This window comes from Streptomyces sp. NPDC020845 (genome assembly GCF_044334165.1).
Taxonomy (GTDB): Bacteria; Actinomycetota; Actinomycetes; order Streptomycetales; family Streptomycetaceae; genus Streptomyces.
In genome coordinates this window covers 50,804-76,589 of the sequence record NZ_JBIRSJ010000015.1, presented here as the reverse complement: position 1 = coordinate 76,589, position 25,786 = coordinate 50,804, and the positions used below count along the sequence as shown (strand labels likewise).

Sequence of the window (25,786 nt, the reverse complement as noted above, 5' to 3'; positions counted from 1 at the left end):
ATGGACGGGGAATCCTAATGAGCAAGATCTTCCGCGTGGCCGGGGCGGCCGCGACCGTCACGGCGCTGGCGGCCGGACTCACCGCATGTGGCGGTGACAGCCTGGAGGAGAAGAGCGAGGATTCGGTGGTGGTCGGGGCGGCCAACTTCACCGAGTCGAAGATCCTGGCGGCGCTGTACACAGGGCTGCTGGAGGACGCCGGCTATAAGACGTCGATCAAGACGGTCGACTCGCGTGAACTGTACGCACCGTCCCTGGAGAAGGGCGAGATCGATGTCGTGCCGGAGTACGCGGCCACGATGGCCGAATATCTGAATCTGAAGAAGAACGGGCCGAAAGCCAAGCCCGTCGCATCCTCGGACGTCGACGCCACGGTGAAGGTGCTCCGCGAACTCGCTGAGCCCCGCGGACTGAAGGCGCTCGAGCCCGGCGAGGCCGTCGACCAGAACGCCTTCGCGGTGCGCAAGGACTTCGCTTCGGAGCACAGCCTCAAGACGCTCTCCGACCTCGGAAAGTCCAAGCAGAAGATCAAGTTGGCGGCGGGCGACGAATGCCCCAAGCGCCCCTTCTGCCAGCCCGGCCTGGAGAAGACGTACGGGATAGACATCACCGGCATCGACCCGCTGGATATCGGCAGCGTCCAGGCCAAGCAGGCGGTCAAGGACGGCAAGGACCAGATGCTGCTGACCACGTCCACGGACGCCACCCTTGATCAGTTCGGACTCGTCCTGCTGGCGGACGACAAGAAACTGCAGAATGCCGACAACGTCCTGCCCGTCGTGAATGCGAAGTCCGCGGGCTCGGAGAAGATCGCGAAGGCGCTCAACAAGCTCAACAAGGTGCTGACCACTGCCGATCTCACCGAACTCAACAAGAAGGTGGACGCGGAGCGGCTCAAGGCCTCCGACGTTGCCAAGGACTACCTGAAGGAGAAGGGACTGGTGAAGGACTAGCCTCGTGAAGAACTAGTGAAGTGCCGGGCCGAAGGCGGATCGAGCGCGGAATTTGGCGGGGCGGGGCCCCATAGGGGCCGCCCGCACGGTAAGTTTCGGGCCATGCCACGTGGACGCCACCGCCAATCCCCACCTCTGCACAGGCTACTTCCCCCTTTGTCGGTCGCAGCCGCGTCAATAGCGTGCGCCTCCGGTGCCTGGCTGGTCGGCGATACGGTCGTGATCCGTGGTCTCGCGGCGACCGCGGCAGCCGCCGCGGTCGTCGGTGCCGTCCTGATGCGCAGCTGGGACCGCTCCGCCGGGCGGCGGGTCGCCGAGGTCGCGAGCGAGAACGCGCGGCAGGAGCTGAAGTACGAGGATCGGATCGCCGAACTCGAAGCGGATGCCGAGAAGTCCGCCGAGCTGCAGACCGCGCTCAACACCAAGCTGCGTGCCAAGCGCGCCGAGCTGGCCCGGCTGCGCAACGAGCACGCCTCGCTGCTGCGCCGCTACGCCACGGCCGAGACGGAGCGGGCCAGGGCCCTGGAGGGCCGCCGCCGGCTGGCGCTGGAGGCCGCGGCTCCGGTCAGGGAGCTGGAGCCCGAGCCGTCGGCCCCCGAGCTCCCGGCCCACGAGGCCCCCGCCCCCGCTCCCGGCAGCCCCGTGGCCGGCGCTCCGACTGCCGAGGCGTACGCGCGGGCCGACGAGGCGCTGCGTCACCTGGTGCGCAATGCGCGCAGGCAGCGCGAAGAGCGCGAGCGGGTCCCGCGCCAGCCGCGCGCCGAAGAGCGCGCGGAGGGTGAGCCGGGCGAGCGGGCGGACGATGACCGCGCGGCAGATGACCGGCTGAATGAGGACCGACCAGTTGAGGACCGGCTGGTCGAGGTCCAGTCGGGCGAGGTCCAGTCGGTCGAGGTTCAATCCGGCGAGGTTCAGTCGGGCGAGGACCAGTCGGGCGAGGACCAGGCCGCTGCCGCAGCGCCCGGCGCCGGGGAGCCCCGGCCCCACGCCCGTACGGCCGCCTCCGCGGTGGTGCCCTACGCCGCGGCGCGCCGGGCCGCCTCCCGCGCGGAGGGCGGCTTCGACTACTTCGGTACGCAGAAGAAGCAGCCCAAGAAGCGGGAGCCGGAGCCCGTCGAGTCTGCCGAGCCCGTCGAGCCCGCGGAGTTGGCCGAGTCCGCCGAGCGCCCGGAGGCGTCGGACGAGGACCTTGCCGATGTGATCGGCGCGGAGACGCTTGCGGAGGCGGCCGGGAAGGGCGCGGTGGGCGAGGTCATCGACCTGACCGAGCACGACGAGGCCGAGCACATCGAGATGCCCAAGCTGCGCAGCGCGATCTCGTAGGGCCGCCGTAACGGCCCGTCGGATTCTCGTACCGCTATTTGTCGATGTCGCCGACGACGAAGAAGAGCGAGCCGAGAATGGCCACCATGTCGGCGACCAGCGTGCCCGGCAGCAGCTCGGTCAGCGCCTGGATGTTGTTGTACGACGCCGACCGCAGCTTCAGCCGGTACGGCGTCTTCTCGCCCTTCGAGACGAGGTAGTAGCCGTTGAGGCCGAGCGGGTTCTCGGTCCAGGCGTAGGTGTGGCCCTCGGGCGCCTTGAGCACCTTGGGCAGCCGCTGGTTGATCGGACCCGGCGGGAGCTCCGCGATCCGGTCCAGGCAGGCGTCCGCGAGGTCCAGGGAGTTGTGGGTCTGCTCCAGCAGGCATTCGAAGCGGGCCAGGCAGTCGCCCTCCTCGCGGACGACGACCTTCAGGGTGTCCCGCAGCTCCCCGTACGCCAGGTACGGCTCGTCGCGCCGCAGGTCGAAGTCGACGCCCGAGGCGCGGGCGATGGGTCCGCTGACCCCGTAGGCGTGCACCGTCTCGCGCGCCAGCGCGCCCACCCCGCGGGTGCGCCCCCGGAAGATCTCGTTGCCGAGGACCAGCTGGTCGTACACATCCATGCGCGAGCGGACCTCGGCCACCGCCTGGCGGGCCCGGCCGAGCCAGCCCGCCGGAAGGTCCTCCTTGAGGCCGCCCACCCGGTTGAACATGTAGTGCATCCGGCCGCCGGAGACCTCCTCCATGACGTGCTGAAGGTCCTCGCGCTCGCGGAACGCGTAGAAGATCGGCGTGATGCCGCCCAGCTCCAGGGGATAGGACCCCAGGAACATCAGGTGGTTGAGCACCCGGTTCAGCTCGGCCAGCAGGGTGCGGGTCCATACGGCGCGCTCCGGCACCTCCATGCCCAGCATCCGCTCGACGGCGAGGACGACGCCCAGCTCGTTGGAGAAGGCGGACAGCCAGTCGTGGCGGTTGGCGAGCATGATGATCTGGCGGTAGTCCCGCGCCTCGAACAGCTTCTCCGCGCCGCGGTGCATATACCCGATCACCGGCTCGGCGCTCTGGATCCGCTCCCCGTCCAGGACGAGGCGCAGCCGCAGAACGCCGTGGGTGGACGGGTGCTGCGGGCCGATGTTGAGCACCATGTCCGTGCTCTCGGCGGCACCGCCGATGCCGACTGTCGTCTCCGTCATGAGCCCAGTCTCTCAGCCGCCGTTTCGCCCACCCGTCGCCCACCACCCTCAACGGAGGCGCTGCGCGCCCTGGCCTGGATCGGCCCGCCCCGGCCCCAGCAGCCCGCCGCACGCCGCGACCGTCGGCTGCAGCAGCCATGTGAAGCCGCCGAGCCCCGCCGGGTCCAGCAGCTCCGCCGCCTCGCCCGCCGCGCTCAGCGCGCGTACGTACGCCGCCGGGTCGGCGGTGGCCAGCGCCAGCGGTGGCCGCCGCCCCTCGACGCCGAGGGCGCGCAGCGCGTCGCGCTGGGGGAGGGTGACGGGGGCGAGCGAGGGATCCGCGAGCGAGGGATCCGCGAGCGAGGGACTCGCCGCTCCCCGCAGGGCCGCCTCGCCCGCCGCCGCGCACGCGTCGAGCGCCACATGGGCGGTCAGATCGCAGGAGCCGTCCGGTACGGGCCGCACCTCACGCCCCTCGCGGAAGCCGGTCAGCGTCCCGAACGGGGGCCGCGCCCCGCGCTCGTGCGCGTAGTCCACAGCGACCGCGAGCCCCGACCGCAGGGCGCGTACCGCCTCCGCCCACGCCGCGTCCCGCGGCCGGCCGATCTCCGCCCGCAGCCCCGGCTCGTCCCCCGAGTCCCCCGCCGACGGCCACCAGCGCGCCAGCCAGTCCGCGTCCGCGCCGCCCACTGGCTCGCCCAGCCGTTCGGCGCCGTCCTCGGGGGCGACCAGGACCCGGCGCCAAGCGCCGTCCGCGTCGGTCTCCGCCACGTCGACGGGGACGTTGTCGAGCCATTCGTTGGCGAAGAGGAGCCCGTCGAAGCCGTCGAAGCCGTCGAGGCCGTCGAGGCCGTCGCGCGGCAGCTCACCTAGGTCCCCGAGCCAGGTGATCCGGGGGTCGAGGCCGGGCGGGCGCGGCGCCCGCTCCACGGCGTACGGGCGCAGCCGCTCAGCCAGCCCGGAACCCTGCCCCTCGGCCATCCCCGCCGCGCACGCCAGCACGCCCGTCAGCAACTCGCCCCGCCCCGCGCCGATATCCACCAAGGCCAGCTCGTCCGGGTGGCCCAGCGCCCGGTCCACCCGCGCCAGCAGCCCGGCGACCGCCGCCGCGTACCGGGGCGAGGCATGCACCGATGTACGGAAATGCCCAGCCGGTCCTTCCGTACGCCGAAAGAAACCTTCCGGTCCGTAGAGGGCGTGTTCGGCGGCGTCACGCCACCCCAGCCATTCCCGTGTCTCGCTCGCCACACGCCTACGCTAAGCGGAGCCATATCCACCTTGGGTCGTAGGGCGGCGGCTCACGGATCGCCCGTCCGGCTGACCCCCGGACGTATCCACCATGCCTACGCTGGGTGACGTGCAGCGCCTCTACGACTTCCTCCGCAGGCACCCGACAGGGGTGGACAGCTTCTGGGCCGTCCTCCTCTTCGGTTTCTCGCTTCTGTGGATGGTCAAGGCGCCCATGCACACGGTGCCGCGCGCCGCGGCCGTGCCGGTCGTCCTCGCGCTGTGCGCCGCCGTCGCGCTGCGCCGTCGTGCGCCCGAGAAGATGCTGATCCTCGTCACGGTGTGCGGGGTGGCCCAAGTCGTACTGAACGTCGAGCAGAACCCCGCCGACTTCGCGATGCTGGTCGTCGTCTACACGGTGGCGGCCGAGGGAAAGCGCTGGGCGTCCCGCTTCGCGCTCGTCGCGGCCCTGATCGCGCCGATCGTCGCCACCCTCCGCTGGCCCGGCCCGGATCACCCGGAGACGGAGCAACGGACATGGTGGGGCGCCGCCATCGCCACGGTCTTCATCACCATCCCGTTCGTCCTGGCCTGGGTGCTCGGCGACTCCATCCGCACCCGCCGCGCCTACTACGCCCAGCTGGAGGAGCGCGCCGCGCGCCTGGAGAAGGAGCGCGAGGCGCAGGCCAAGGTGGCGGTGGCCGCCGAGCGGGCGCGGATCGCGCGTGAGCTGCACGACGTCGTCGCGCACAACGTGTCGGTGATGGTGGTCCAGGCCGACGGCGCCGCGTACGTCATGGACGCCGCCCCCGATCAGGCCCGGCAGGCCCTGGAGACGATCTCGGGCACCGGCCGCCAGGCGCTCGCCGAGATGCGGCGGCTGCTGGGCGTGCTGCGCTCGGGGGCGCCCAGCGACGACAGCGACTACGTCCCGCAGCCGGACGTGGAGCAGATAGACGACCTCGTGGAGCAGGTGCGCGGCGCCGGGCTGCCGGTGGACTTCAAGATCGTGGGCAGTCCGCGCCCGCTGCCCAGCGGCGTCGAGCTGACCGCCTACCGCATTGTGCAGGAAGCGCTTACCAACACCCGTAAGCACGGCGGCCCGGACGTCGGCGCCAGCGTGCGCCTGACCTACTTCGACGACGGGCTCGGCCTCCTCGTCGAGGACGACGGGCGGGGCGCGCGGCAGGAGATGTACGAGGACGGCGGCGCGGACGGCCAGGGGCACGGCCTGATCGGGATGCGGGAGCGGGTCGGCATGGTGGGAGGCACCCTCGACGCGGGCCCACGGCCGGGCGGCGGCTTCCGCATCAGCGCGCTGCTGCCGCTCAGCCGGTCGGCCGAGCGGCCGTGCTGATGGGCCGTGCCGATCGGCCCCGCTGATGGACCCCGCTGATCGGCCGTGCGGCCGATCACTGCCGGTCCGTGCCGATCAGCGCCGATCGGTAGTGTCACCACGCACACCATGACCCGCTCACTGAGAAAACGCTCTCTGAGGGGCTGAGGGAAGGGACCCGACCGGATGCCGATCCGCGTCATGCTCGTCGACGACCAAGTGCTGCTGCGCACCGGCTTCCGGATGGTGCTCGCGGCCCAGCCCGACATGGAGGTCGTCGCCGAGGCGGGCGACGGCGCGGAGGCGCTGGAGGTGCTGCGCACCGTCGAGGTGGACGTCGTCCTCATGGACGTCCGGATGCCCAGGCTCGACGGGGTGGAGGCCACCCGCCGCATCTGCGCGCAGGAGGACGCGCCCAAGGTGCTCATCCTGACCACCTTCGACCTCGACGAGTACGCGTTCTCGGCGCTCAAGGCCGGAGCGGGCGGCTTCATGCTCAAGGACGTGCCGCCCGGCGAACTGCTCGCCGCCATCCGCGCCGTGCACAGCGGCGACGCGGTCGTCGCCCCCAGCACCACCCGCCGGCTGCTGGACCGCTTCGCGCCGATGCTGCCGGGCGCGGCCGGCGGCACCGGGCCCGGCGGATCGGCCCGCCCCGAGCTGGAGCGGCTGACCGACCGCGAACGCGAGGTCATGCTGCTGGTCGCGCAGGGGCTGTCGAACGGCGAGATAGCGGCGCGCCTGGTGCTCTCCGAGGCGACCGTGAAGACCCATGTGGGCCGCATCCTCACCAAGCTGGAGCTGCGCGACCGGGTGCAGGTGGTGGTGATGGCGTACGAGTCGGGGCTGGTACGCGCCCAGGGCCCGGGCGGCGGCTCCCGGCTCTGACGCCCGGTCGCTCTGACGCCCGGTCGCTCCGACGCCCGGTCGCTCTGACGCCCGGTCGCTCTGACGCCTGGGGGCGCTACCTCAGAACGCTCTCCAGGAAGTCGCTGCCCAGCCGCGCCACCGCCGTCAGCTCCAGCTGATGCAGCACATACCGGCCGCGGCGGCGGGTGGTCAGCAGCCCCGCCTTCTTCATGACGGCGATGTGGCGGGAGACCTCCGGCGGGCTGATGCCGCACCTCTCGGCCAGCTCGCCGGTGGTGTGCGGGCCTCGGGCGAGGCTGAGGCACATGCGCATCCGCATCGGGTGGGCCAGCGCGTCCATCCGGCGCTGGACGAGCTCCAGCGCGGCGGGCTGCGGCAGCTCCGGGGCCGCGACCGGGTACTGGATCACCGGGGGCCAGCCGGGCGCGTACAGCACGAGCAGATGCGGCCAGCCGAAAGCGGTCGGGACGAAGGTGAGCCCCTGGCCGACCGCCGTCGTCTCGCCCCCGGCGAGCTTGTCCACGTGGATGCGCCGTACGCCGCCTTCGCCCGGCACCACGGACAGCGCGGCCGATGTCGCCGCCAGTGCCTCCTCGAGTCCCTTGCGCCGCAGCAGCTCCCCCTTGTGGCGGGCGTCGGCGGCCAGCTGGCCCCGCACCCGCTGCCAGGTGTCCGCGAAGAACGCCTGGTCGCAGTCCTCCAGCAGACGGCGCAGCCAGACCCGCAGCCCGTCCGGGTCCTCCAGCATCCGGTCCACGAACGCGGCCTGCTTCGGCCCGCGGGCCGCCGCCAGCTCTCGTACCCGTGCCCGCTCGCCCGCGTCGACCAGCGGCGAAGGCGAGGGAAGGGCGTACGAGGTGGGGGAGCAGGTGATCTCGAAGGCGGCCGCCACGAACGTCTCGTCGTCGATCCGGTCCAGCGCGTCCAGTTCCTCCGCGAGCGTCGCCCCGGGCTCGGCGGGCAGCAGCAGGTCGGAGCGGGAGGAGCGCCACAGGAAGTCCGCCTCGTGGAGCCGGTCGGCGAGGTCGGGCTTGAGGCCCGCGGCCGTGGCGGTGGCCCAGCCGTGCAGGCCCGGGTGGTGGCCGGGCTCGGACAGCACATGCAGCGCGGCGCCCAGCTCGGCGAGCGGGGAGGGGGTGAAGACGATGCGTTCGGGCGGCAGCCCGGTGATGTCGATGACGCTGGCCATGGCTCCTATGGTGCGGTCCGCGCCGACGGCCTTCGACCTCGTTTGACGGCGATCGTCAATCGGGACGACCGGCGGCCGGGGGCGGGCGCAGCCTCGTGCCATGAGCCTCACCGAGCAGTACGCACTGGACCTGTACCGCGCCGCCCAGCGCGGCGAACCCGCCCCGCCCGCGCCCCGCCCCGGCGACTGGCGCACCATCCGGGAGCTGAGCCGGTACGGCGACTTCCGTGCGGTGGCCGAGGAGCGCCCGGCGCGGGGGAGCCGGGCGGCCCGGCGGACCGTACGCCCCCGGCGGACCGTACGCACCCGGCAGGTCGTACGCACCCGGCTGGCCGCCCTCTTCGCCCGGCGCCCGGCGACGGGCGCGGCGGCGACCGGCTCAGCCGACCGCCCGGTCGCCCTCCGGAAGCCGCTTCAGGAAGGCGGCGACGGCGGCTGCGACATCGTCCGCCGTCCACTCCAGTGCGGATGAGGCGACCGTCACCTCGGTCATGGCCAGGCCCGGCGGCCCCGACTCCCACCACCGGCCGAACAGCGTCGTCCGGGTCTCCTCCGCCAGCCGCAGCCCCGCCTCGTCCAGGTCAGCGGCCGGATACGGCAGCCACACCTGGAACCGGTGGGTGTGCGGCTGATGCGGATGCACCCGGAACCAGGCCACCCCGGCGGCCGTGAACGCCTCGTCCAGCGCCCGCGCCACGACCTGGGCGTGCGCCACGTACGACGGCAGCCGGGGCAGCTCGCGGTCCAGGCCGGCCAGCGCGGCCAGCGCCGCGGGCCACTGCTGGAACACCTGCCCGCCGTACCGGTGCCGCCACGCCTTCGCCTCCGCCACCAGCGCCTCGGGCCCGGCCAGCGCGGCCCCCGAAATGCCGTCCAGCGACTTGTAGAACGACACGTACACCGAGTCCGCGAGGGCGGCGATCTCCGACAGCTCGCGCCCGAAGTGCGCGGTGCACTCCCACAGCCTCGCCCCGTCGAAGTGGACCACCGCCTCCCGCTCCCGCGCGGCCTCCACCACGGCGGTCAGCTCGTCCCAGGTGGGCAGCGCGAAGCCCGCGTCGCGCAGCGGAAGCTCCAGGGCGAGCGTCCCGAAGGGCTCGTCCAGCTCCCGGACCTCGTCGGCCGTGGGCAGCCGAGGCTCGCTCGTCGGGTGTACCGCGCGCAGCCCGCTCACCGTCAGATAGGCATCGCGCTCATGCACCTCCAGATGCGAGAGCGGATGCACGGCCACGGCCGGATTGCCGGTGCGCCCCGCCCAGCAGCGCAGCGCGATCTGCTGGGCCATGGTGCCGGTGGGGAAGAAGGCCGCGGCTTCCATGCCGAGCAACTCGGCGACCCGCCGCTCCAGCTCCTCGACGACCCCGTCCCCGTAGAAGTCCACCCAGTCGTCCAGGTCGTACGACCCGGCGGCGTCGGCCGTCAGCCGGGCCAGCCGCTCGCCGATCTGCTCACCGACTGCGAGACTGGTCAGCTTCCGCGTCGAACCGCGCCACGCCGCAAGCCTGCGGGCCCGCAGGTCCGGTTTCCCCGGCTGTTCCGGTTCCCCCGGCTGTTCCGGTTGCCCCGGCTGTTCCGGTTCCCCCGGCTGTGCCGTTCCGTCTGCCATGGGCCGAGCATGTCGTACCCGCGCTCGGGCGGGCCACAGGGTTTTCCACAGCCCTGGGGACAGGACCGGAGCATCTGGAAGCACTCGCGTAGCATGGCGGGGAATCGTCCGGTACCCCCTGAGGACTGGAACGGAAGGCCGTCGTCGAGTGAACGCACATCCACTTCCCGAGCCGCAGGACCGCCCTGCCCGGCTCACCGTCGGGGTCGTCGGCGCCGGTCGCGTCGGCCCCGCCCTCGCCGCGTCGCTGCGGCTCGCAGGGCACCGCCCCGTCGCCGCGTCCGGCGTCTCCGACGCCTCCGTGCGCCGGGCCGCCGCGCTGCTCCCCGAGGTCCCGATCGTCCCGCCCGCCGAGGTGCTGGCGCGGGCCGAGCTGGTCCTGCTGACCGTCCCCGACGACGCGCTGCCCGACCTGGTCAGCGGCCTCGCCGAGACCGGCGCGGTGCGCCCCGGGCAGCTGCTTGTGCACACCTCCGGGCGGTACGGCACATCCGTGCTCGACCCCGCCCTGCGCGTCGGGGCGCTGCCGCTCGCGCTGCACCCCGTCATGACCTTCACCGGCACGCCGGTCGACGTCCAGCGGATCGCGGGCTGCTCCTTCGGCGTCACCGCGCCCGAAGAGCTGCGGATGGCGGCCGAGGCGCTGGTCATCGAGATGGGCGGCGAGCCCGAGTGGATCGCCGAGGAGGCCCGGCCGCTCTACCACGCCGCCCTCGCCATCGGCTCCAACCACCTGGTCACCCTGGTCGCCCAGGCCATGGACCTGCTGCGCGCCGCCGGGGTCGGCACCCCCGACCGGATGCTCGGCCCGCTGCTGGGCGCCGCCTTGGACAACGCGCTGCGCAGCGGCGACGCCGCGCTGACCGGCCCGGTCGCGCGCGGCGACGCCGGCACAGTCGCCGCCCATGTCGCCGAGCTGCACCGCCATGCGCCCCAGGCCGTCCCCGGCTACCTCGCGATGGCCCGTTCGACCGCGGACCGCGCGCTCGCCGCCGGGCTGCTCAAGCCCGAGCTCGCCGAGGACCTGCTGGGCGTCCTCTCGGACGTCTCCGACGTCCCCGGCCTGGGGGGAGGGGCGGGAGCATGAGCCCGAAGCTGTGGCGCAAGGCCGTCCCCGGAGAGCCGGACGTGGAGCTGTTCACCACCCGCGCCGACTTCGACGCCGCCCTGGCGCAGTTCGCCACCCCGGGGCGCGTCGCCGTCGTCATGACCATGGGCGCGCTCCACGAAGGACACGCCTCCCTCATACGCGCGGCCCGCGCCCGGGTCGGAGCCAAGGGCGTGGTGACGGTCACCGTCTTCGTCAACCCCCTGCAGTTCGGCGCGGGCGAGGACCTGGACCGCTATCCGCGCACGCTCGACGCCGACCTCGAGGTCGCGGCCGCCGCGGGCGCGGACATCGTCTTCGCGCCGCCGGTCGAGGAGGTGTACCGGGGCGGTGAGCCGCGGGTGCGGATGACCGCCGGTGACATGGGGGAGCGGTACGAAGGCGCCTCGCGGCCCGGGCACTTCGACGGGGTGCTCACCGTCGTGGCCAAGCTGCTCCACCTCACCCGCCCGGACGTCGCCTTCTTCGGCGAGAAGGACGCCCAGCAGCTGGCCGTGATCCGCCGCATGGTGCTCGATCTGGACTTCCCCGTCGAGATCGTCGGCGCTCCGACGGTCAGGGAGATCGACGGCCTCGCGCTCTCCAGCCGTAACCGCTACCTGTCGGCGCAGGAGCGGACCACCGCCCTGGCGCTGTCCCGCGCGCTGTTCGCGGGCCGCGACGCGGGGCCGGACGTGGCAGCGGTCCGGTCCGCCGCGCGCGCGGTGCTCGACGAGGCGGCCTCCCTCCAACCACCCCTCGACCTCGACTATCTGGCGCTCGTCGACCCCTCGGACTTCACCGAGGTCCCCGACGACCACACGGGCGAGGCCGTTCTCGCCGTCGCCGCCAAGGTCGGCAGCACGCGCCTGATAGACAACATCCGCCTGTGGTTCGGAGCCGCGTGATGATCCAAGAGAACAAGCCGGCAGCCGTCGGCGCGGCCCTGCGTGCCCCGGCCCCCGGTTGGGCCATCGAGGCCGACGTCGTGGTCGTCGGCTCGGGCGTCGCCGGACTGACCGTCGCGCTGCGCTGCGCCGCCGCCGGAGCGAAGGTCACCGTCGTCACCAAGGCCCGCCTCGACGACGGCTCCACGCGCTGGGCCCAGGGCGGCATAGCGGCCGCCCTCGGCGAGGGCGACACCCCCGAGCAGCACCTCGACGACACCCTGGTCGCCGGCGCCGGGCTCTGCGACGAGACGGCCGTACGCACGCTGGTCACCGAGGGCCCCGACGCCGTACGCCGGCTGATCGGCACCGGCGCCCGGTTCGACGCCGACGACGACACCGGAGAGATCCTGCTCACCCGCGAGGGCGGCCACCACCGCCGCCGTATCGCGCACGCGGGCGGCGACGCGACCGGTGCGGAGATCTCCCGGACGCTGGTCGAGGCGGTGCGCGCGGCCGGTATCGAGACCGTGGAGAACGCGCTGGTGCTCGACCTGCTCAAGGACGCCACCGGCCGGGCGGCCGGAGTCACCCTGCATGTCATGGGCGAGGGCCAGCGGGACGGCGTCGGCGCGGTGCGCGCGGGCGCGGTGGTCCTCGCGACCGGCGGCATGGGCCAGGTGTTCTCCGCCACCACCAACCCCGCCGTCTCCACCGGCGACGGCGTGGCCCTGGCGCTGCGCGCCGGGGCGGAGGTCTCCGACCTGGAGTTCGTGCAGTTCCATCCCACGGTGCTATGGCTCGGCCCGGAGGCGGAGGGGCAGCAGCCGCTGGTCTCGGAGGCGGTACGGGGCGAGGGCGCGTATCTCGTCGACGCCGACGGCGTCCGCTTCATGCAGGGGCAGCACGAACTGGCCGAGCTGGCGCCCCGCGACATCGTGGCCAAGGGCATCACGCGGCGGATGCTCGAGCAGAACGCCGAGCACATGTACCTGGACGCCCGCCACTTCGGCGCGCGGATGTGGGAGCACCGCTTCCCGACCATCCTCGCCGCCTGCCGCGCCCATGGCATCGACCCGGTCACCGAGCCCATCCCCGTGGCGCCCGCCGCGCACTACGCGAGCGGCGGCGTACGCACCGACCTGAGCGGCCGCACCACGGTCCCCGGGCTGTACGCGTGCGGCGAGGTCGCCTGCACCGGCGTCCACGGCGCGAACCGGCTCGCGTCCAACTCCCTCCTGGAGGGCCTGGTCTTCGCGGAGCGCATCGCCGAGAACATCACCTCGCCGATCACCTCGCCGATCACCTCGGCCCCGGCCTCTCAGCCACAGCAAACCCCTGAGGCCGCCACCGGGCTTGCCATTGGCGAGGGGCCGCTGCTGCCGCCCGAGGCCCGGTACAGCATCCAGCGGATCATGACCGCCGGGGCCGGGGTGCTCCGGTCCGCCGAGAGCCTGGCCCACGCCGCCGCCCAGCTGGAGCGGGTCCACGACGAGGCCGCCGACACGCTGCGCCGCGACGGCAAGACCGCCGAGCCGGGGGTCGACACCTGGGAGGCGACCAACCTCCTCCTCGTGGCCCGCGTCCTGGTGGCCGCCGCCCTCCGCCGCGAGGAGACCCGCGGCTGCCACTGGCGCGAGGACCGTCCCGACCGGGACGACCCGGCCTGGCGCCGGCACCTCCTGGTCACCCTGGGCCCCGGCGACACGCTGGACGTCCGTACGACGGACTCGGAGGCGTTCCCCGCGACCGGGGCTCTCCCCGGGACCGGGGCCCTCCCCGCGACCGGGGCTCCCTCCACGACCGAGGCATCCGCCCCACTCACCACCCCCCGAACGAAGACGGAGTCCCACCCGTGAGCAGCACTCCCGACGACCGCCCACAGCCAGTGGCTCTCCCTCTGCTGCAGATCGGCCTCCCCGGCGGGGGCCCCGGCTGCGGTGACGCGTGCGGCTGCGGCGCCGACGATGAGGCATACGACCTCGACCCGATGGAGTGCGGTCTGGACCCCGACCTCGCCCAGCTCCTGGCCGACGCCGGGCTCGACCCCGTCAAGGTCGAGGACATCGCGCATATGGCGATCGAGGAAGACCTCGACCACGGCGTGGATGTGACGACCGTGGCCACCATCCCCGAGGACGCCATGGCCACCGGCGACTTCACCGCCCGCGAGGCGGGCATCGTCGCCGGGCTGCGCGTCGCCGAGGCGGTGCTGTCCATCGTCTGCACCGACGAGTTCGAGGTCGAGCGGCATGTCGAGGACGGCGACCGGGTCGCCGCCGGCCAGCGGCTGCTCTCGGTCCGCACCCGCACCCGCGATCTGCTCACCGCCGAGCGCAGCGCGCTCAACCTGCTGTGCCGGCTGTCCGGTATCGCCACCGCGACCCGCGCCTGGGCGGACGCCCTGGAAGGCACCACGGCGAAGGTCCGCGACACCCGTAAGACCACCCCGGGGCTGCGTGTGCTGGAGAAGTACGCGGTGCGCTGCGGCGGCGGCGTCAACCACCGTATGTCGCTGTCGGACGCGGCCCTGGTCAAGGACAACCACGTGGTCGCGGCGGGCGGCGTGGCACAGGCGTTCAAGGCCGTGCGCGCCGAGTTCCCGGACGTGGACGTGGAGGTGGAGGTCGACACCCTGGACCAGATTCCGCCGGTGCTCGACGCGGGCGCGGACCTGATCCTGCTCGACAACTTCACCCTGGAGCAGACCCGGCAGGCCGTCGAGCTGGTCGCGGGCCGCGCCACCCTGGAGTCCTCGGGCCGCCTCACACTCGCGAACGCGCGGGCGTACGGCGAGACGGGCGTCGACTATCTCGCGGTCGGCGCGCTCACCCACTCCTCCCCGATCCTCGACATCGGCCTGGACCTGCGCGAGGCCGAGGCGAACTGACGATGCTGCTGACCATCGATGTGGGAAACACCCACACCGTGCTGGGCCTGTTCGACGGCGACGAGATCGTCGAACACTGGCGGATCTCCACGGACGCCCGCCGCACCGCCGACGAGCTGGCCGTCATCCTGCAGGGTCTGATGGGCATGCACCCGCTGCTCGGCGAGGAGCTGGGCGACGGTATCGAGGGCATCTCCATCTGCTCCACCGTCCCCTCCGTACTGCACGAACTGCGCGAGGTGACCCGCCGCTACTACGGGGATGTGCCCTCCGTCCTGGTCGAGCCGGGGGTGAAGACCGGTGTGCCGATCCTGATGGACAACCCGAAGGAGGTCGGCGCCGACCGGATCATCAACGCCCTGGCGGCCGTCGAGCTGTACGAGGGCCCGTGCGTGGTCGTCGACTTCGGCACGGCGACGACCTTCGACGCGGTCAGCGCGCGCGGCGAGTATGTGGGCGGGGTGATCGCGCCGGGCATCGAGATCTCGGTCGAGGCGCTTGGTGTGCGCGGTGCGCAGCTGCGCAAGATCGAGCTGGCCCGGCCGCGCAGCGTCATCGGCAAGAACACGGTCGAGGCGATGCAGGCCGGCATCCTGTACGGGTTCGCCGGCCAGGTCGACGGCGTGGTCCGGCGGATGGCGCGCGAACTGGCCGACGACCCCGAGGACGTGACGGTCATCGCCACCGGGGGCCTGGCCCCCATGGTGCTGGGGGAAGCCTCGGTCATCGACGAGCACGAGCCGTGGCTGACCCTGATCGGTCTGCGCCTGGTGTACGAGCGCAACGTCTCGCGGGGCTGACCCCGTCCCGGCCCCGCCTCTCCCGCTTCCCCTCTCCTACCCTGCTCACAACTTTCCGTTCACCGGAGGGCAACCATCCGGTCAGCTGAACTGTCTTGCGACCGGCAGCGAGTTAGGTAAACGCGGGATGGGCGTGGGACGTATGTGGCATAAGGGGAAGACGATTCACGCGGCGGCCGCCGGGGCGGTGATCGTGCTCGGAACGGCCGTCGGCGTGCCCGCCGCGTACGCGGAGGACGAGCCGACCCAGCCCTGGGCCGAGATCACCGCCCCCCGGCAGATCGCCCTGCCGTCGGCAGCCGACGGGCAGGGTGCCGTCGCCCCGAGTGTGAGTTATTCGTTCGCCGACGGCGGGGCCGAATTCCCCCTGCCGAAGAACGCCAAAATGGTCATCGACGCGAGCGGCCTGGACGGCGTCGCGACGATCAAGGCGAACAACGAGCAGTGCACCGCCTCCGGTGCGGTCGTCACCTGCCTCGACAACGGCAACCTCCACGGCCCCTGGGAGCCGTTCACGCTCACCGCCGACTCCGACGCCAAGCCCGGCGCCTCCGGCACCATCAGCTACGAGGTGACGGCCGACGGCGCGACCGGGGACAAGAGCTCTTCCAAGGTCGTGGTCGGCTCGCCCCAACTGGTCGTGGGCAAGCTGCCCGACCGCGACGGCCTCAAGACCGGCTCCACGGTGGATCTGCCCCTGACGGTGCGGAACACCGGGGATCTGCCGGCCGAGCGCGTCAATATCGAGCTGAGCAGCGTCCCGGGCATCGAATTCACGACCAAGCCGAAGAACTGTCGCTTCGGCTCCGAATGGGACGACTCGGCGCGCGTCTACTGCTCCATCGACACGGCCATCGAACCGGGCCAGTCCGCGAAGCTGAGCACCCCGCTGACCGTCAAGGTCACCAAGGCCGCCCTGGCGCCTTGGATCGACTACGAGGTCCAGGCCGTCCCGGCGGGCAGTGAGGAGAACCCGAACGGCACCCCCGGCACCGGGTCCCCGATCGCCTTCACCGCCGCCTCCGGCGGCGACTTCGAGACCGACGGCAAGAGCAGCGTGTCCCTCCGCACCGACAACCGCGCCGACTTCCGCGCCGTGGGCGGCGCCATCGACCCGGAGGCCGACAACGGCACCACGGGCGGGCTGAAGTTCGGGCTCACCAACGACGGCCCGGCCGCCGCGTACCGCCAGGACCGCAAGCCGATCCTGTACGCCGACATCACCCTGCCCGAGGGTGTCACCGGGCTCACCAACCACATCGACGAAGAGCCCGACCAGGACACCACCGGTGAGTGCCTGACGTATGTGAGCGAGACCGAGACCAAGAAGTTCGAGCCGGGCCACCGCCGCTATCTGTGCCCCGAGGCCTCGACCGAACTGCCCGGCGAGGGCCAGACGTACGGCATCGGCGTGAAGATCGCCAAGGACGCCGACAAGAACGCCACCGGCACCGTCAAGCTGGTCCCCGGCCCGGCGGGCTTCAGCACCAATGACCCGAACTCCGCCAACGACACCGCGAAGATCACCTTCAAGGGCGCGGCCGGCGGCTCCGGCGGCTCCGATGGGTCCTCCACCGGCGGCGACGATTCGGCCGACTCGACCGGCGGCTCCGGGTCCGACTCGGCCTCCGGCTCACAGGACGGCGCCGCGTCCGGCTCCGGCGGCTCCGGTGACGGCGCCACGAGCGGCGGTTCCTCCGACGACAGCGGCTCCAGCGGCGGCACGATGGCCCTGACCGGCGCGGGCGGCATCGGCCTGATGGCAGGCGGCGCCGCGGCCGCGCTCGCGCTGGGCGGCACCGCGGTCGTCATCACTCGCCGCCGCCGAGCGACCCGCGCCTGAAGCACCCCGGCACTCCCCGGCACCCCCGACGCCCCCGGCCGTCAGCCCGCTCGCACCATGAGCGGCCGCGGCCGGGGGCGTCGCCGTGAGAGGGCCACCTGCGCAGCCTGCCCCGCTGTGCCCGCTGTGCCGCCTGCGCCTGCGGTTGGTGCGGGCGCAGTCCGCCGGTCCGCCGTTCGCCCGCGCCCGTCGCCCTCGAGCCGTCCTCGCCGTCCTCGGGCCGTCCCCGGGCCGTGCCTGCGGTGCCTGCCGGGCCGGTTGTGGCGCTCGCGCCTGCGGTTGGTGCGCGGCTGCCATTCGCCAGGCCGCCGTTCGTCCGCGCCCGCCGTCCCCGGGCCGCCCTCGGGCCGTCCCCGGGCCGCCCTCGGGCCGTGCCTGCCGTTCGCCGGGCTGCCGCGCCGGCTGTTCGCCCGTCTGCCGGGCCGCCGTGCCGACCGGACCGGCCGCGCCCGTCGTCCGCCTGTGCCTGCCGTTGGTTCGCGGCTGCAGTCTGCCGGGCCGTTGTTCGCCCGTGGCCGCCGTCCTCGGGCCGTGCCTGCCGTTCGCCGGGCTGCCGCGCCTGCTGCTCGCCCGTCTGCCAGGCTGCCGTGCCTGCTGTTCGCCCGTCTGCCAGGCTGCCGTGCCTGCTGGGCTGGTTGTGGCGCTTGCGCCTGCGGTTGGTGCGGGCGCAGTCCGCCGGTCCGCCGTTCGCCCGCGCCCGCCGCCCTCGGGCCGTCCTCGCCGTCCTCGGGCCGTGCCTGCCGTGCCTGCCGTGCCTGCCGTTCGCCGGGCTGCCGTGCCGGCTGTCCCGCCGTGCCTGCCGCTCGCCCGTCTGCCAGGCCGCCGGTCCGGGCGGACCGGCCGGAGCGGTCGCGCCCGCGGTGCCTTCCGGCGCCCCGTAGGCACCCTCCCGCGCCTGCCGTGCGGCCCATCCCATTCCGTAACGCATCGCACCTTTCCGCAACGCGCCACACCGCCCCGCGCTCAGCGAATTTTGTCCGCTTAGCACTTAAAGTCGGCCCATGCCCACGCCATATGGATCCCGCGGCGGAATGGCGTTCAGTGCGGATGAGCTGCGTGTGCTCCGACGCGCCCTCGCCATCGCCCTCCAGCCCCATCCCGTCACACTCTCCCCCGGCCACGGGGGCCCGGACCGGACGGAGGAGGTCCAGGACTGCCTCCGCCTCGCCGAGGCCGTGGACGAAGCGGTCCGCGAGGGCGGGCGGCTGCGAGCCTTTCTGCTCGACGAGCTCGCCCGCTACCGCGCCGCCCTCCCCGGCGCCGCCGTCGGCTATCTCGACCAGCTCGAAGGCGTCCTGGCGGCCGGCTACGAGCCGCTTCCGGAGGACCTGGCGGCGCTGCGCCAGCTGTGCCGGTCCGCCGCCGGGACCAGCGAGGCCGAGCGGCGCCGCGCCCTGCTGCGCCACTGTGAGCGGCTTGCCGAGCGGGGCGTACGGACCCGGCTCGCGGAGCGCGCGGCGGGGGCCCTGCGGGCCCGCGAGGGCCGATCCCCGGCGGTCCGGCTGAAGGTGCTGCCCGGCGGGGCCCCCGCGGGCGGCGCCCGGGTGGCGCAGAAGAACGGCGAACCCGGACGGGAGCCGCGCAGGAAGCCGTCCGCCCCCGACCGCGGCGGCCACGAGGAGCCCGGCCACGAGGAGCCCGGGCACGAGGAGCCCGGGCACGGCGAACCGGCGCAGGGCGAGCCGAAACAAGCCGGGCCCAAGCGCGCTGCCCCCAAGTCGGCAGATCCCGTGCTGGCCGACCCCAATCGCGAGGAGCCGAAGCGCGAGGAGCAGAAACAAGCCGCCCCCAAGCCGTCCGACCCCAAGCGGTCCGACCCCAAGCGGTCCGACCCCGGGCGCGAGAAGCCCGAGCAGGGCGAGCCGAAGCAAAGCGAACCGGCAAAGGACGAGCCCAAACAGAGCGAACCCAAGAAAGCCGAACCCAGCAAAGGCGAACCCAAGAAAGGCGAACCCAAGCGCGCCGAACCCAAGCGCGCCGAACCCAAGCGCGCCGAGCCGACACGCGCCGAGCCGACACGCGCCGAGCCGCCGCGCGGCGAACCCAAGCGTGGTGAACCGGGGCGCGCCGAACCGGGCCGCAGGGCGCCGCGCCCGGGCCGGCCGGTGCCCACCCCGGCGGAGGTCTTCCCGCCTAAGCGCCGCCGCCCGGCCCAGCCGCCGGAAGGCGACTCCCGGCTCGGGCGGGTCCCGGCCTGAGCCGGGGCCGGGGCACTTTGTAATCTGGAGGTCTCGAGTCGGCTCGAGTCAGCTCGTCGAGCCAGAAGGAGCGACAGCCATGGATTACATCTCCGCGCTGGTCCCGCCCGTGGTGATGGCCGTGGCCTTCACCGCGCTGATTGTGACGATCGTGAAGAGCCAGGGCGGTGCCAACAAGGCCAAGGAAGACGCCGCGGTGGACGCGGCGATCGCCCGCGCCGAGGCCGAGCAGCAGGCGCGGTCCAGCGCTTCCTGATCCGCCCGAAGCCTCTGGGTGTCTGGGGCCGCGCGTCCCGGGATGACATCGTCTCGGGATGCGCGCCCCTTTTCGCGCGCATGAACCCGACATTCGAGACATCTCCCACTATTATTCACGTGTGCCTCGGCCATTGGGAGATCTCGAAGACGCGGTCATGACGCGGGTGTGGAAGTGGAACCGCCCGGTCACGGTCCGGGAAGTCCTGGAAGACCTTCAACAGGAACGCTCGATCGCCTACACGACGGTCATGACCGTAATGGACAACCTCCATCAGAAGGGCTGGCTGCGCCGTGAGGTGGAAGGGCGCGCCTATCGATATGCCGCGGTCTCCACCCGCGCCGCCTACTCGGCCGCACTGATGAACGAGGCATGGTCCGCGAGTGACAACCCGGCCGCCGCGCTCGTCGCGTTCTTCGGGATGATGTCCGAAGAGCAGCGAGATGCGCTGCGAGATGCGATGCGTGTCGTTCAACTCGAAGAGCCCGGTGAGAGCCCCGGTGAGTCGCGGCGATGACACCGGCGATAGCGTCCGAGCATGTCCTTGGCTCAATCTAAAGCAGTCACCGTCAGACGTGCCCGGACCTCTGATGTGCCGGCCGTACGCCGCCTCATCGACAGCTACGTGGCCGATCGCATCCTCCTCGACAAAGCGACGGTGACGCTTTACGAGGACATCCAGGAGTTCTGGGTGGCGGAGCGGGACGGCGACGCGGAGGTCATTGGCTGCGGGGCACTGCATGTCATGTGGGAAGACCTCGCGGAGGTTCGCACTCTCGCCGTGGATCCCGCCGTGAAGGGCAGTGGTGTAGGCCACCTGGTGCTCGACAAGCTGTTGCAAACGGCGCGCTGGCTCGGCGTACGGCGCATTTTCTGCCTCACCTTCGAAGTCGACTTCTTCACCAGGCACGGCTTCGTGGAGATCGGCGAGACGCCGGTCGACGGTGATGTCTACAGCGAGCTGCTGCGTTCCTATGACGAGGGCGTCGCGGAGTTCCTTGGTCTCGAACGGGTGAAGCCGAACACCCTTGGCAACAGCCGGATGCTTCTGCAACTGTGATCGCGGTCCCTATGTCCGAATCGCTCCCCTATCACATAGCTCCGGAACAGATGGTTCCCGTGCGGTCCATCGATCGAACCTTCCCCGGGGGTTTGTGTTTTTCCCGGAAAAGCGGTTTCCTATTCTCCCGTAGTGTAATTACCTGGGGGGTGGGGACATCAGCGCCTAACGCTGCGGCCCGAGCTCCCCGGTTTCTCGGAAAGGAACCCCATGGCACAGAAGGTTCAGGTCCTTCTTGTCGACGACCTCGACGGCGGCGAGGCGGACGAGACTGTGACGTTCGCACTGGATGGCAAGAGCTACGAGATCGACCTCACCACGGACAACGCGGACAAGCTCCGTGACGCCCTGGAGCCCTACACCAAGGGTGGCCGTCGTACCGGTGGCCGGGCGGCCGCTGCTCGCGGTAAGGCGGCGGCGCGTGCGACGACCGGTGGCAGCCAGGACACCGCGAAGATTCGCGCCTGGGCCAAGGAGAACGGCTACGAGGTCAATGACCGCGGGCGTGTTCCGGCGACTGTGCGTGAGGCGTACGAGAAGGCGAACGCCTGAGCGCGTCACCTTCTCAGGCTTCTCCGGCTCGCCGGGCTCCCCGCTGTCCCGGCAAGAGCCGACCGCGCAACAACCGGGCACGGTGGCACTCAGTGGCCGCCGCACCCACGAGCCGTACGAGATCGGGGGCGTCCCCATCGCCCCCGAACCCTGCCACTGGCAGCATCGGCTCCACCTCACTCCCCGGCTCGGGAGGTCGCAGCCATACGGCGGCCTCCTGCGGGCTCGGCTCCCCGAGTGCCGTCCCAAACGGCCGGGAGGGGGGACAAGGCGCGATGATCCGGCCGCCCGCACCGATCGCGGTCAGATCGAGGGGGACCTCGCCCCATTCCAGCCAGTCGAGCAGCCCCGGCAGCTCGTCGGCGCTGCCCGCGGCCACCAATAGCCGCATTCTGGGGCCCTCCACCGCGACCGGACCGGTCCGCGGTACGCGCCGCAGCAAGGCGAAACCGGCGTCGGCCGGCAGCTCCAGCACGTCGAAGCGCACCCCCGTGAGCAGTTCGACGGGATCGCTGCCGGTCGTCGGCCATCCCAGCCCGCCCTCGTACCACTGAGCCCACGCCCCGGGGGCGCCGGGCGTGGCGGGCGCGGCCGGGATCTCCAGGGCACGGATGTCCGGGGCAGGGATTGCCGGGACAGGGATGTCCCGGGTCGTGAGGGCCATGCCCGGAGCAACTGCGTCCCTCTTCGAAAGTTACGTGAGGTCACGTACAGTGACGCGCGCCCCGATTGCGCAGTGTCGCGACGGAGATGCGTTCCGTATCGGCCAAGGGGTCTACAGGAGTGGTGAACGGGCGCAAGGTTGTTCGCCCGTAGCGGAGGGAACCCGCTCGCGCCGCATGGAGTGTCAGCCCATGCGGGTAAGACATGCCTAGTGGGAGGGGCGGTCCACGGGCCGGGAAGCGATCGCGTTCGCCACGGGCGTAGTGGCGGCGAGCGTAGATGCCTGGCCTGCGGGAACATCGTCTCGCACCATCGGGTTGGAGCTGTTGTCGGCTGTTCGGGGAAAGGGGGCAGCGCTGCCTTCCTCGCAAGAGCGGGGGTGATCCGGACGGGTGTCGGCAGTTGGAATGAGCGGTCCCCGCTTGCGGGACTAAGCTGCGGAAGGACAGAGAGGGGAGCGCCCCCTTACTGCCTGACCGCTCTGAGGAGCGATTAACGATGTTCGAGAGGTTCACCGACCGCGCGCGGCGGGTTGTCGTCCTGGCTCAGGAAGAAGCCCGGATGCTCAACCACAACTACATCGGCACCGAGCACATCCTCCTGGGCCTGATCCACGAGGGTGAGGGTGTCGCCGCTAAGGCCCTGGAGAGCCTCGGGATTTCGCTCGAGGCGGTCCGCCAGCAGGTGGAGGAGATCATCGGCCAGGGCCAGCAGGCCCCGTCCGGTCATATTCCCTTCACCCCCCGTGCAAAGAAGGTCCTGGAGCTTTCGCTCCGCGAGGCCCTTCAGCTCGGCCACAACTACATCGGCACGGAGCACATCCTGCTCGGCCTGATCCGCGAGGGCGAGGGCGTCGCAGCCCAGGTCCTGGTGAAGCTGGGCGCCGATCTGAACCGGGTCCGGCAGCAGGTCATCCAGCTGCTCTCCGGCTACCAGGGCAAGGAAGCCGCCACGGCCGGCGGCCCGGCGGAGGGCACCCCCTCCACCTCGCTCGTCCTGGACCAGTTCGGCCGCAACCTCACCCAGGCCGCCCGCGAATCCAAGCTCGACCCGGTCATCGGGCGCGAGAAGGAGATCGAGCGGGTCATGCAGGTGCTCTCGCGCCGCACCAAGAACAACCCGGTCCTCATCGGCGAGCCCGGCGTCGGCAAGACGGCGGTCGTCGAGGGCCTGGCCCAGGCCATCGTCAAGGGCGAGGTGCCCGAAACCCTCAAGGACAAGCACCTCTACACCCTCGACCTGGGCGCCCTGGTCGCGGGCTCCCGCTACCGCGGTGACTTCGAGGAGCGCCTGAAGAAGGTGCTCAAGGAGATCCGCACCCGCGGCGACATCATCCTGTTCATCGACGAGCTCCACACCCTGGTGGGTGCGGGTGCCGCCGAGGGCGCGATCGACGCCGCGAGCATCCTCAAGCCCATGCTGGCCCGCGGCGAGCTGCAGACCATCGGCGCGACCACGCTCGACGAGTACCGCAAGTACCTGGAGAAGGACGCTGCCCTGGAGCGCCGCTTCCAGCCCATCCAGGTCGCCGAGCCGTCGCTGCCGCACACCATCGAGATCCTCAAGGGCCTGCGGGACCGCTACGAGGCGCACCACCGCGTCTCCATCACGGACTCCGCCCTGGTCGCGGCCGCCACTCTGGCCGACCGCTACATCTCGGACCGCTTCCTGCCGGACAAGGCGATCGACCTGATCGACGAGGCCGGCTCCCGGATGCGTATCCGCCGCATGACCGCACCGCCGGACCTGCGCGAATTCGACGAGAAGATCGCCGATGTGCGCCGGGAGAAGGAGTCCGCGATCGACTCGCAGGACTTCGAGATGGCCGCGGGCCTGCGCGACAAGGAGAAGCAGCTCCTGGCCGCCAAGGCGAAGCGCGAGAAGGAGTGGAAGGCCGGCGACATGGACGTCGTCGCCGAGGTGGACGAGGAGCTGATCGCCGAGGTCCTGGCCACGGCCACGGGCATCCCGGTCTTCAAGCTCACCGAGGAGGAGTCCTCCCGCCTGCTGCGCATGGAGGACGAGCTGCACAAGCGCGTCATCGGCCAGAAGGACGCCATCAAGGCGCTCTCCCAGGCCATCCGGCGCACGCGTGCGGGTCTGAAGGACCCCAAGCGCCCCGGTGGATCGTTCATCTTCGCGGGCCCGTCCGGTGTCGGTAAGACCGAGCTCAGCAAGACCCTCGCCGAATTCCTGTTCGGCGACGAGGACGCGATGATCTCGCTCGACATGTCGGAGTTCAGTGAGAAGCACACCGTCTCGCGGCTCTTCGGCTCCCCGCCCGGATACGTGGGCTACGAGGAGGGCGGCCAGCTCACCGAGAAGGTGCGCCGCAAGCCGTTCTCCGTGGTCCTCTTCGACGAGGTCGAGAAGGCCCACCCGGACATCTTCAACTCGCTGCTGCAGATCCTGGAGGACGGTCGCCTGACCGACTCCCAGGGCCGGGTCGTGGACTTCAAGAACACGGTCATCATCATGACCACCAACCTCGGCACCCGGGACATCTCCAAGGGCTTCAACCTGGGCTTCGCCGCCCAGGGCGATGTGAAGACCGGCTACGAGCGGATGAAGGCGAAGGTCAACGAGGAGCTCAAGCAGCACTTCCGGCCCGAGTTCCTCAACCGCGTCGACGACACGGTCGTCTTCCACCAGCTCAGCGAGGAAGACATCATCCAGATCGTCGACCTCATGATCGCCAAGGTGGACGAGCGGCTCAAGGACCGCGACATGGGCATCGAGCTCAGCGGCGACTCCAAGAAGCTGCTGGCCAAGAAGGGCTACGACCCCGTGCTGGGCGCCCGGCCGCTGCGCCGGACCATCCAGCGCGAGATCGAGGACGTGCTGTCGGAGAAGATCCTCTTCGGCGAGCTGCGCCCCGGTCACATCGTGGTCGTGGACACCGAGGGTGAGGGTGAGGAGAAGAAGTTCACCTTCCGCGGCGAGGAGAAGTCGGCCCTGCCGGACACCCCGCCGATCGAGTCCGCGGCAGGCGGCGCGGGCCCGAACCTCAGCAAGGAGGCGTGACCTCCCGCCCGGGAGTCGCGCACAGCGCCCAGGGGCTGCCCCGGACCGTGTGAACGGTCCGGGGCAGCCCTTTTTGCTCGACGTGCTCAAGCGGGGTTCCAAGGGTCTCTGGAGGCGGCCTTGAGGCCCTTGCAGGGCCCCATTGCCGAGCAGGGCGGGCAGGGGGCCCGTAAAAGCCCCTGGAAGCCCTCCTGGGGCCCTGGCGCGTTTGGGTCGGCCCTCGGGGCGAGAACCCCTCAGGGCCGCGTCACGATGACCTGTACGCCCTCGGGGACCCCGGTCACGTCGGCGTCGTGCGGCTCTTGCAGGTTCGACACCGGAAAGTCGAGTTCCCGCTCATCGAGATGGGCGATGATTTCATCCGCGTAGCGGTCGGTGTCATAACGCTGCCAGGCCATGGCGAGCACGGAGCGTATGGCCCAGGAAGTGCGGTCCCGCAGCCGGTGCGCTTCCTTGTCCGGGACAACTGTCGGATCGGGCAGTATTTCCAGCACGATAGGGCTGATCCAGCCAAGCCCCGAGCCCGTTCCAAGGCGGTCGGGCGGACCGGATCCCGGGTATAGCGGTGCGCCCAGGCGACATTCTGATCACCTCTTCCCGGTCGTCCTCGTGGTCGTGTTCGATCAGGAAGTCGAAATCATGCCGTTCGGCGGCCGCTCTCGCGCTCAGATAGTCCTGGAAGGCCCGCTGCACGCAGTCCTGGAAGGTCCGGTGCGGGTAGTCCTGGAAGGTCCGGTGCGCGAAATCGATCGCGTCCGGCGCGGGCTCACGCAATAGTCCGGTACGGATGTCCGCCCTGCCGTCGATGAGCATCCGGTGCGAGGGCTTCTGCGGCGGCTGGATCTTCGGTTCCCGGGTGAGATCGA

The 25,786-nt window shown here is 71.7% G+C and carries 24 protein-coding genes; 18 read left to right on the top strand and 6 right to left on the bottom strand.

The annotated features are described in order from the left end of the window. Positions 1-17 precede the first annotated feature (17 nt). Together ACH4U7_RS35935 and ACH4U7_RS35930 are read left to right on the top strand one after the other, a co-directional pair. Positions 18-953 carry an ABC transporter substrate-binding protein gene (locus ACH4U7_RS35935; protein ID WP_089512700.1) on the top strand — a complete coding sequence of 312 codons (936 nt, stop codon included), beginning with the start codon at positions 18-20 and terminating at the stop codon, positions 951-953. A 219-nt stretch (positions 954-1,172) separates the two neighbouring features. Beyond that, positions 1,173-2,276 (top strand): hypothetical protein, encoded by a 1,104-nt coding sequence (locus tag ACH4U7_RS35930; RefSeq protein ID WP_398531983.1) that lies wholly within the window; start codon positions 1,173-1,175, stop codon positions 2,274-2,276. 34 nt (positions 2,277-2,310) lie between these two features. Here ACH4U7_RS35930 and ACH4U7_RS35925 read toward each other — a convergent pair whose 3' ends face one another. Together ACH4U7_RS35925 and ACH4U7_RS35920 are read right to left on the bottom strand one after the other, a co-directional pair. Beyond that, positions 2,311-3,453 (bottom strand): NADH-quinone oxidoreductase subunit D, encoded by a 1,143-nt coding sequence (locus ACH4U7_RS35925; protein WP_014178517.1) that lies wholly within the window; start codon positions 3,451-3,453, stop codon positions 2,311-2,313. Positions 3,454-3,501: 48 nt separating this feature from the next. Beyond that, positions 3,502-4,680 carry an SAM-dependent methyltransferase gene (locus ACH4U7_RS35920; RefSeq protein WP_398531982.1) on the bottom strand — a complete coding sequence of 393 codons (1,179 nt, stop codon included), beginning with the start codon at positions 4,678-4,680 and terminating at the stop codon, positions 3,502-3,504. A 109-nt stretch (positions 4,681-4,789) separates the two neighbouring features. Between ACH4U7_RS35920 and ACH4U7_RS35915 the strand changes: the two genes are divergently transcribed. Continuing rightward, the gene (locus ACH4U7_RS35915) at positions 4,790-6,016 is read left to right on the top strand and encodes a sensor histidine kinase (RefSeq protein WP_398531981.1); all 1,227 of its coding nucleotides are present in this window, start codon (positions 4,790-4,792) and stop codon (positions 6,014-6,016) included. Positions 6,017-6,181: 165 nt separating this feature from the next. Next, entirely contained in the window at positions 6,182-6,883 is a 702-nt protein-coding gene (locus tag ACH4U7_RS35910) for a response regulator (protein WP_398531980.1), read from the top strand. A 76-nt stretch (positions 6,884-6,959) separates the two neighbouring features. On the opposite strand, the gene ACH4U7_RS35905 is transcribed toward ACH4U7_RS35910, so the two are convergent. Beyond that, the gene (locus ACH4U7_RS35905) at positions 6,960-8,054 is read right to left on the bottom strand and encodes a DUF5937 family protein (RefSeq protein ID WP_398531979.1); all 1,095 of its coding nucleotides are present in this window, start codon (positions 8,052-8,054) and stop codon (positions 6,960-6,962) included. Between the two features lie 100 nt (positions 8,055-8,154). Here ACH4U7_RS35905 and ACH4U7_RS35900 point away from each other — a divergent pair, with 100 nt between their 5' ends. Continuing rightward, on the top strand, positions 8,155-8,526 hold the full coding sequence (locus ACH4U7_RS35900) for a hypothetical protein (protein ID WP_398531978.1): 372 nt from the start codon (positions 8,155-8,157) through the stop codon (positions 8,524-8,526). Here the strand turns inward: ACH4U7_RS35900 and ACH4U7_RS35895 are convergent. Continuing rightward, positions 8,434-9,660, bottom strand: a complete 1,227-nt coding sequence (locus ACH4U7_RS35895) for a threonine aldolase family protein (protein WP_398531977.1) — start codon at positions 9,658-9,660, stop codon at positions 8,434-8,436. The two genes, ACH4U7_RS35900 and ACH4U7_RS35895, sit on opposite strands and share 93 nt — an antisense overlap. Positions 9,661-9,808: 148 nt before the next feature. On the opposite strand from ACH4U7_RS35895, the gene ACH4U7_RS35890 reads away from it, so the two are divergent. The 11 genes from ACH4U7_RS35890 to ACH4U7_RS35840 all read left to right on the top strand — a co-directional run bounded on the left by ACH4U7_RS35890 (position 9,809) and on the right by ACH4U7_RS35840 (position 21,233). Further along, a complete protein-coding gene (locus tag ACH4U7_RS35890; RefSeq protein WP_398531976.1) occupies positions 9,809-10,747 on the top strand; it encodes a Rossmann-like and DUF2520 domain-containing protein in 939 nt (312 codons plus the stop codon). Then, positions 10,744-11,655, top strand: coding sequence for a pantoate--beta-alanine ligase (panC, locus tag ACH4U7_RS35885; protein WP_398531975.1), 912 nt, complete (start codon positions 10,744-10,746; stop codon positions 11,653-11,655). Before ACH4U7_RS35890 ends, panC begins: the two co-directional genes overlap by 4 nt. Next, entirely contained in the window at positions 11,655-13,493 is a 1,839-nt protein-coding gene (locus tag ACH4U7_RS35880; RefSeq protein WP_398531974.1) for an L-aspartate oxidase, read from the top strand. The genes panC and ACH4U7_RS35880 overlap by 1 nt, the downstream gene beginning before the upstream one ends. After that, positions 13,490-14,524: a carboxylating nicotinate-nucleotide diphosphorylase gene (nadC, locus tag ACH4U7_RS35875; protein ID WP_398531973.1), complete on the top strand. Its 1,035-nt coding sequence runs from the start codon at positions 13,490-13,492 to the stop codon at positions 14,522-14,524. The genes ACH4U7_RS35880 and nadC overlap by 4 nt, the downstream gene beginning before the upstream one ends. Positions 14,525-14,526: 2 nt before the next feature. Then, complete coding sequence (locus ACH4U7_RS35870; protein WP_089512689.1) at positions 14,527-15,324, top strand: type III pantothenate kinase; 798 nt, start codon at positions 14,527-14,529, stop codon at positions 15,322-15,324. A 127-nt stretch (positions 15,325-15,451) separates the two neighbouring features. Beyond that, complete coding sequence (locus ACH4U7_RS35865) at positions 15,452-17,167, top strand: hypothetical protein (RefSeq protein ID WP_398531972.1); 1,716 nt, start codon at positions 15,452-15,454, stop codon at positions 17,165-17,167. Positions 17,168-18,168: 1,001 nt separating this feature from the next. Beyond that, on the top strand, positions 18,169-19,365 hold the full coding sequence (locus ACH4U7_RS35860; RefSeq protein ID WP_398531971.1) for a hypothetical protein: 1,197 nt from the start codon (positions 18,169-18,171) through the stop codon (positions 19,363-19,365). Between the two features lie 79 nt (positions 19,366-19,444). Continuing rightward, complete coding sequence (locus ACH4U7_RS35855) at positions 19,445-19,621, top strand: hypothetical protein (protein ID WP_179285621.1); 177 nt, start codon at positions 19,445-19,447, stop codon at positions 19,619-19,621. A gap of 58 nt (positions 19,622-19,679) precedes the next feature. After that, the gene (locus ACH4U7_RS35850; RefSeq protein WP_398531970.1) at positions 19,680-20,138 is read left to right on the top strand and encodes a BlaI/MecI/CopY family transcriptional regulator; all 459 of its coding nucleotides are present in this window, start codon (positions 19,680-19,682) and stop codon (positions 20,136-20,138) included. Between the two features lie 21 nt (positions 20,139-20,159). Further along, positions 20,160-20,681, top strand: coding sequence for an amino-acid N-acetyltransferase (locus ACH4U7_RS35845; protein WP_055413989.1), 522 nt, complete (start codon positions 20,160-20,162; stop codon positions 20,679-20,681). A 210-nt stretch (positions 20,682-20,891) separates the two neighbouring features. Further along, positions 20,892-21,233, top strand: a complete 342-nt coding sequence (locus tag ACH4U7_RS35840; RefSeq protein WP_398531969.1) for an Lsr2 family protein — start codon at positions 20,892-20,894, stop codon at positions 21,231-21,233. Between the two features lie 13 nt (positions 21,234-21,246). Here ACH4U7_RS35840 and ACH4U7_RS35835 read toward each other — a convergent pair whose 3' ends face one another. Continuing rightward, positions 21,247-21,897, bottom strand: a complete 651-nt coding sequence (locus tag ACH4U7_RS35835; protein WP_398531968.1) for an SCO3374 family protein — start codon at positions 21,895-21,897, stop codon at positions 21,247-21,249. Between the two features lie 497 nt (positions 21,898-22,394). Between ACH4U7_RS35835 and ACH4U7_RS35830 the strand changes: the two genes are divergently transcribed. Next, positions 22,395-24,920, top strand: coding sequence for an ATP-dependent Clp protease ATP-binding subunit (locus tag ACH4U7_RS35830; protein ID WP_398531967.1), 2,526 nt, complete (start codon positions 22,395-22,397; stop codon positions 24,918-24,920). 236 nt (positions 24,921-25,156) lie between these two features. Here the strand turns inward: ACH4U7_RS35830 and ACH4U7_RS35825 are convergent, their stop codons facing one another. Then, positions 25,157-25,414: a hypothetical protein gene (locus ACH4U7_RS35825; RefSeq protein WP_398531966.1), complete on the bottom strand. Its 258-nt coding sequence runs from the start codon at positions 25,412-25,414 to the stop codon at positions 25,157-25,159. Positions 25,415-25,535: 121 nt separating this feature from the next. Between ACH4U7_RS35825 and ACH4U7_RS35820 the strand changes: the two genes are divergently transcribed. After that, positions 25,536-25,697, top strand: a complete 162-nt coding sequence (locus tag ACH4U7_RS35820) for a hypothetical protein (protein WP_398531965.1) — start codon at positions 25,536-25,538, stop codon at positions 25,695-25,697. Positions 25,698-25,786: the final 89 nt, after the last annotated feature.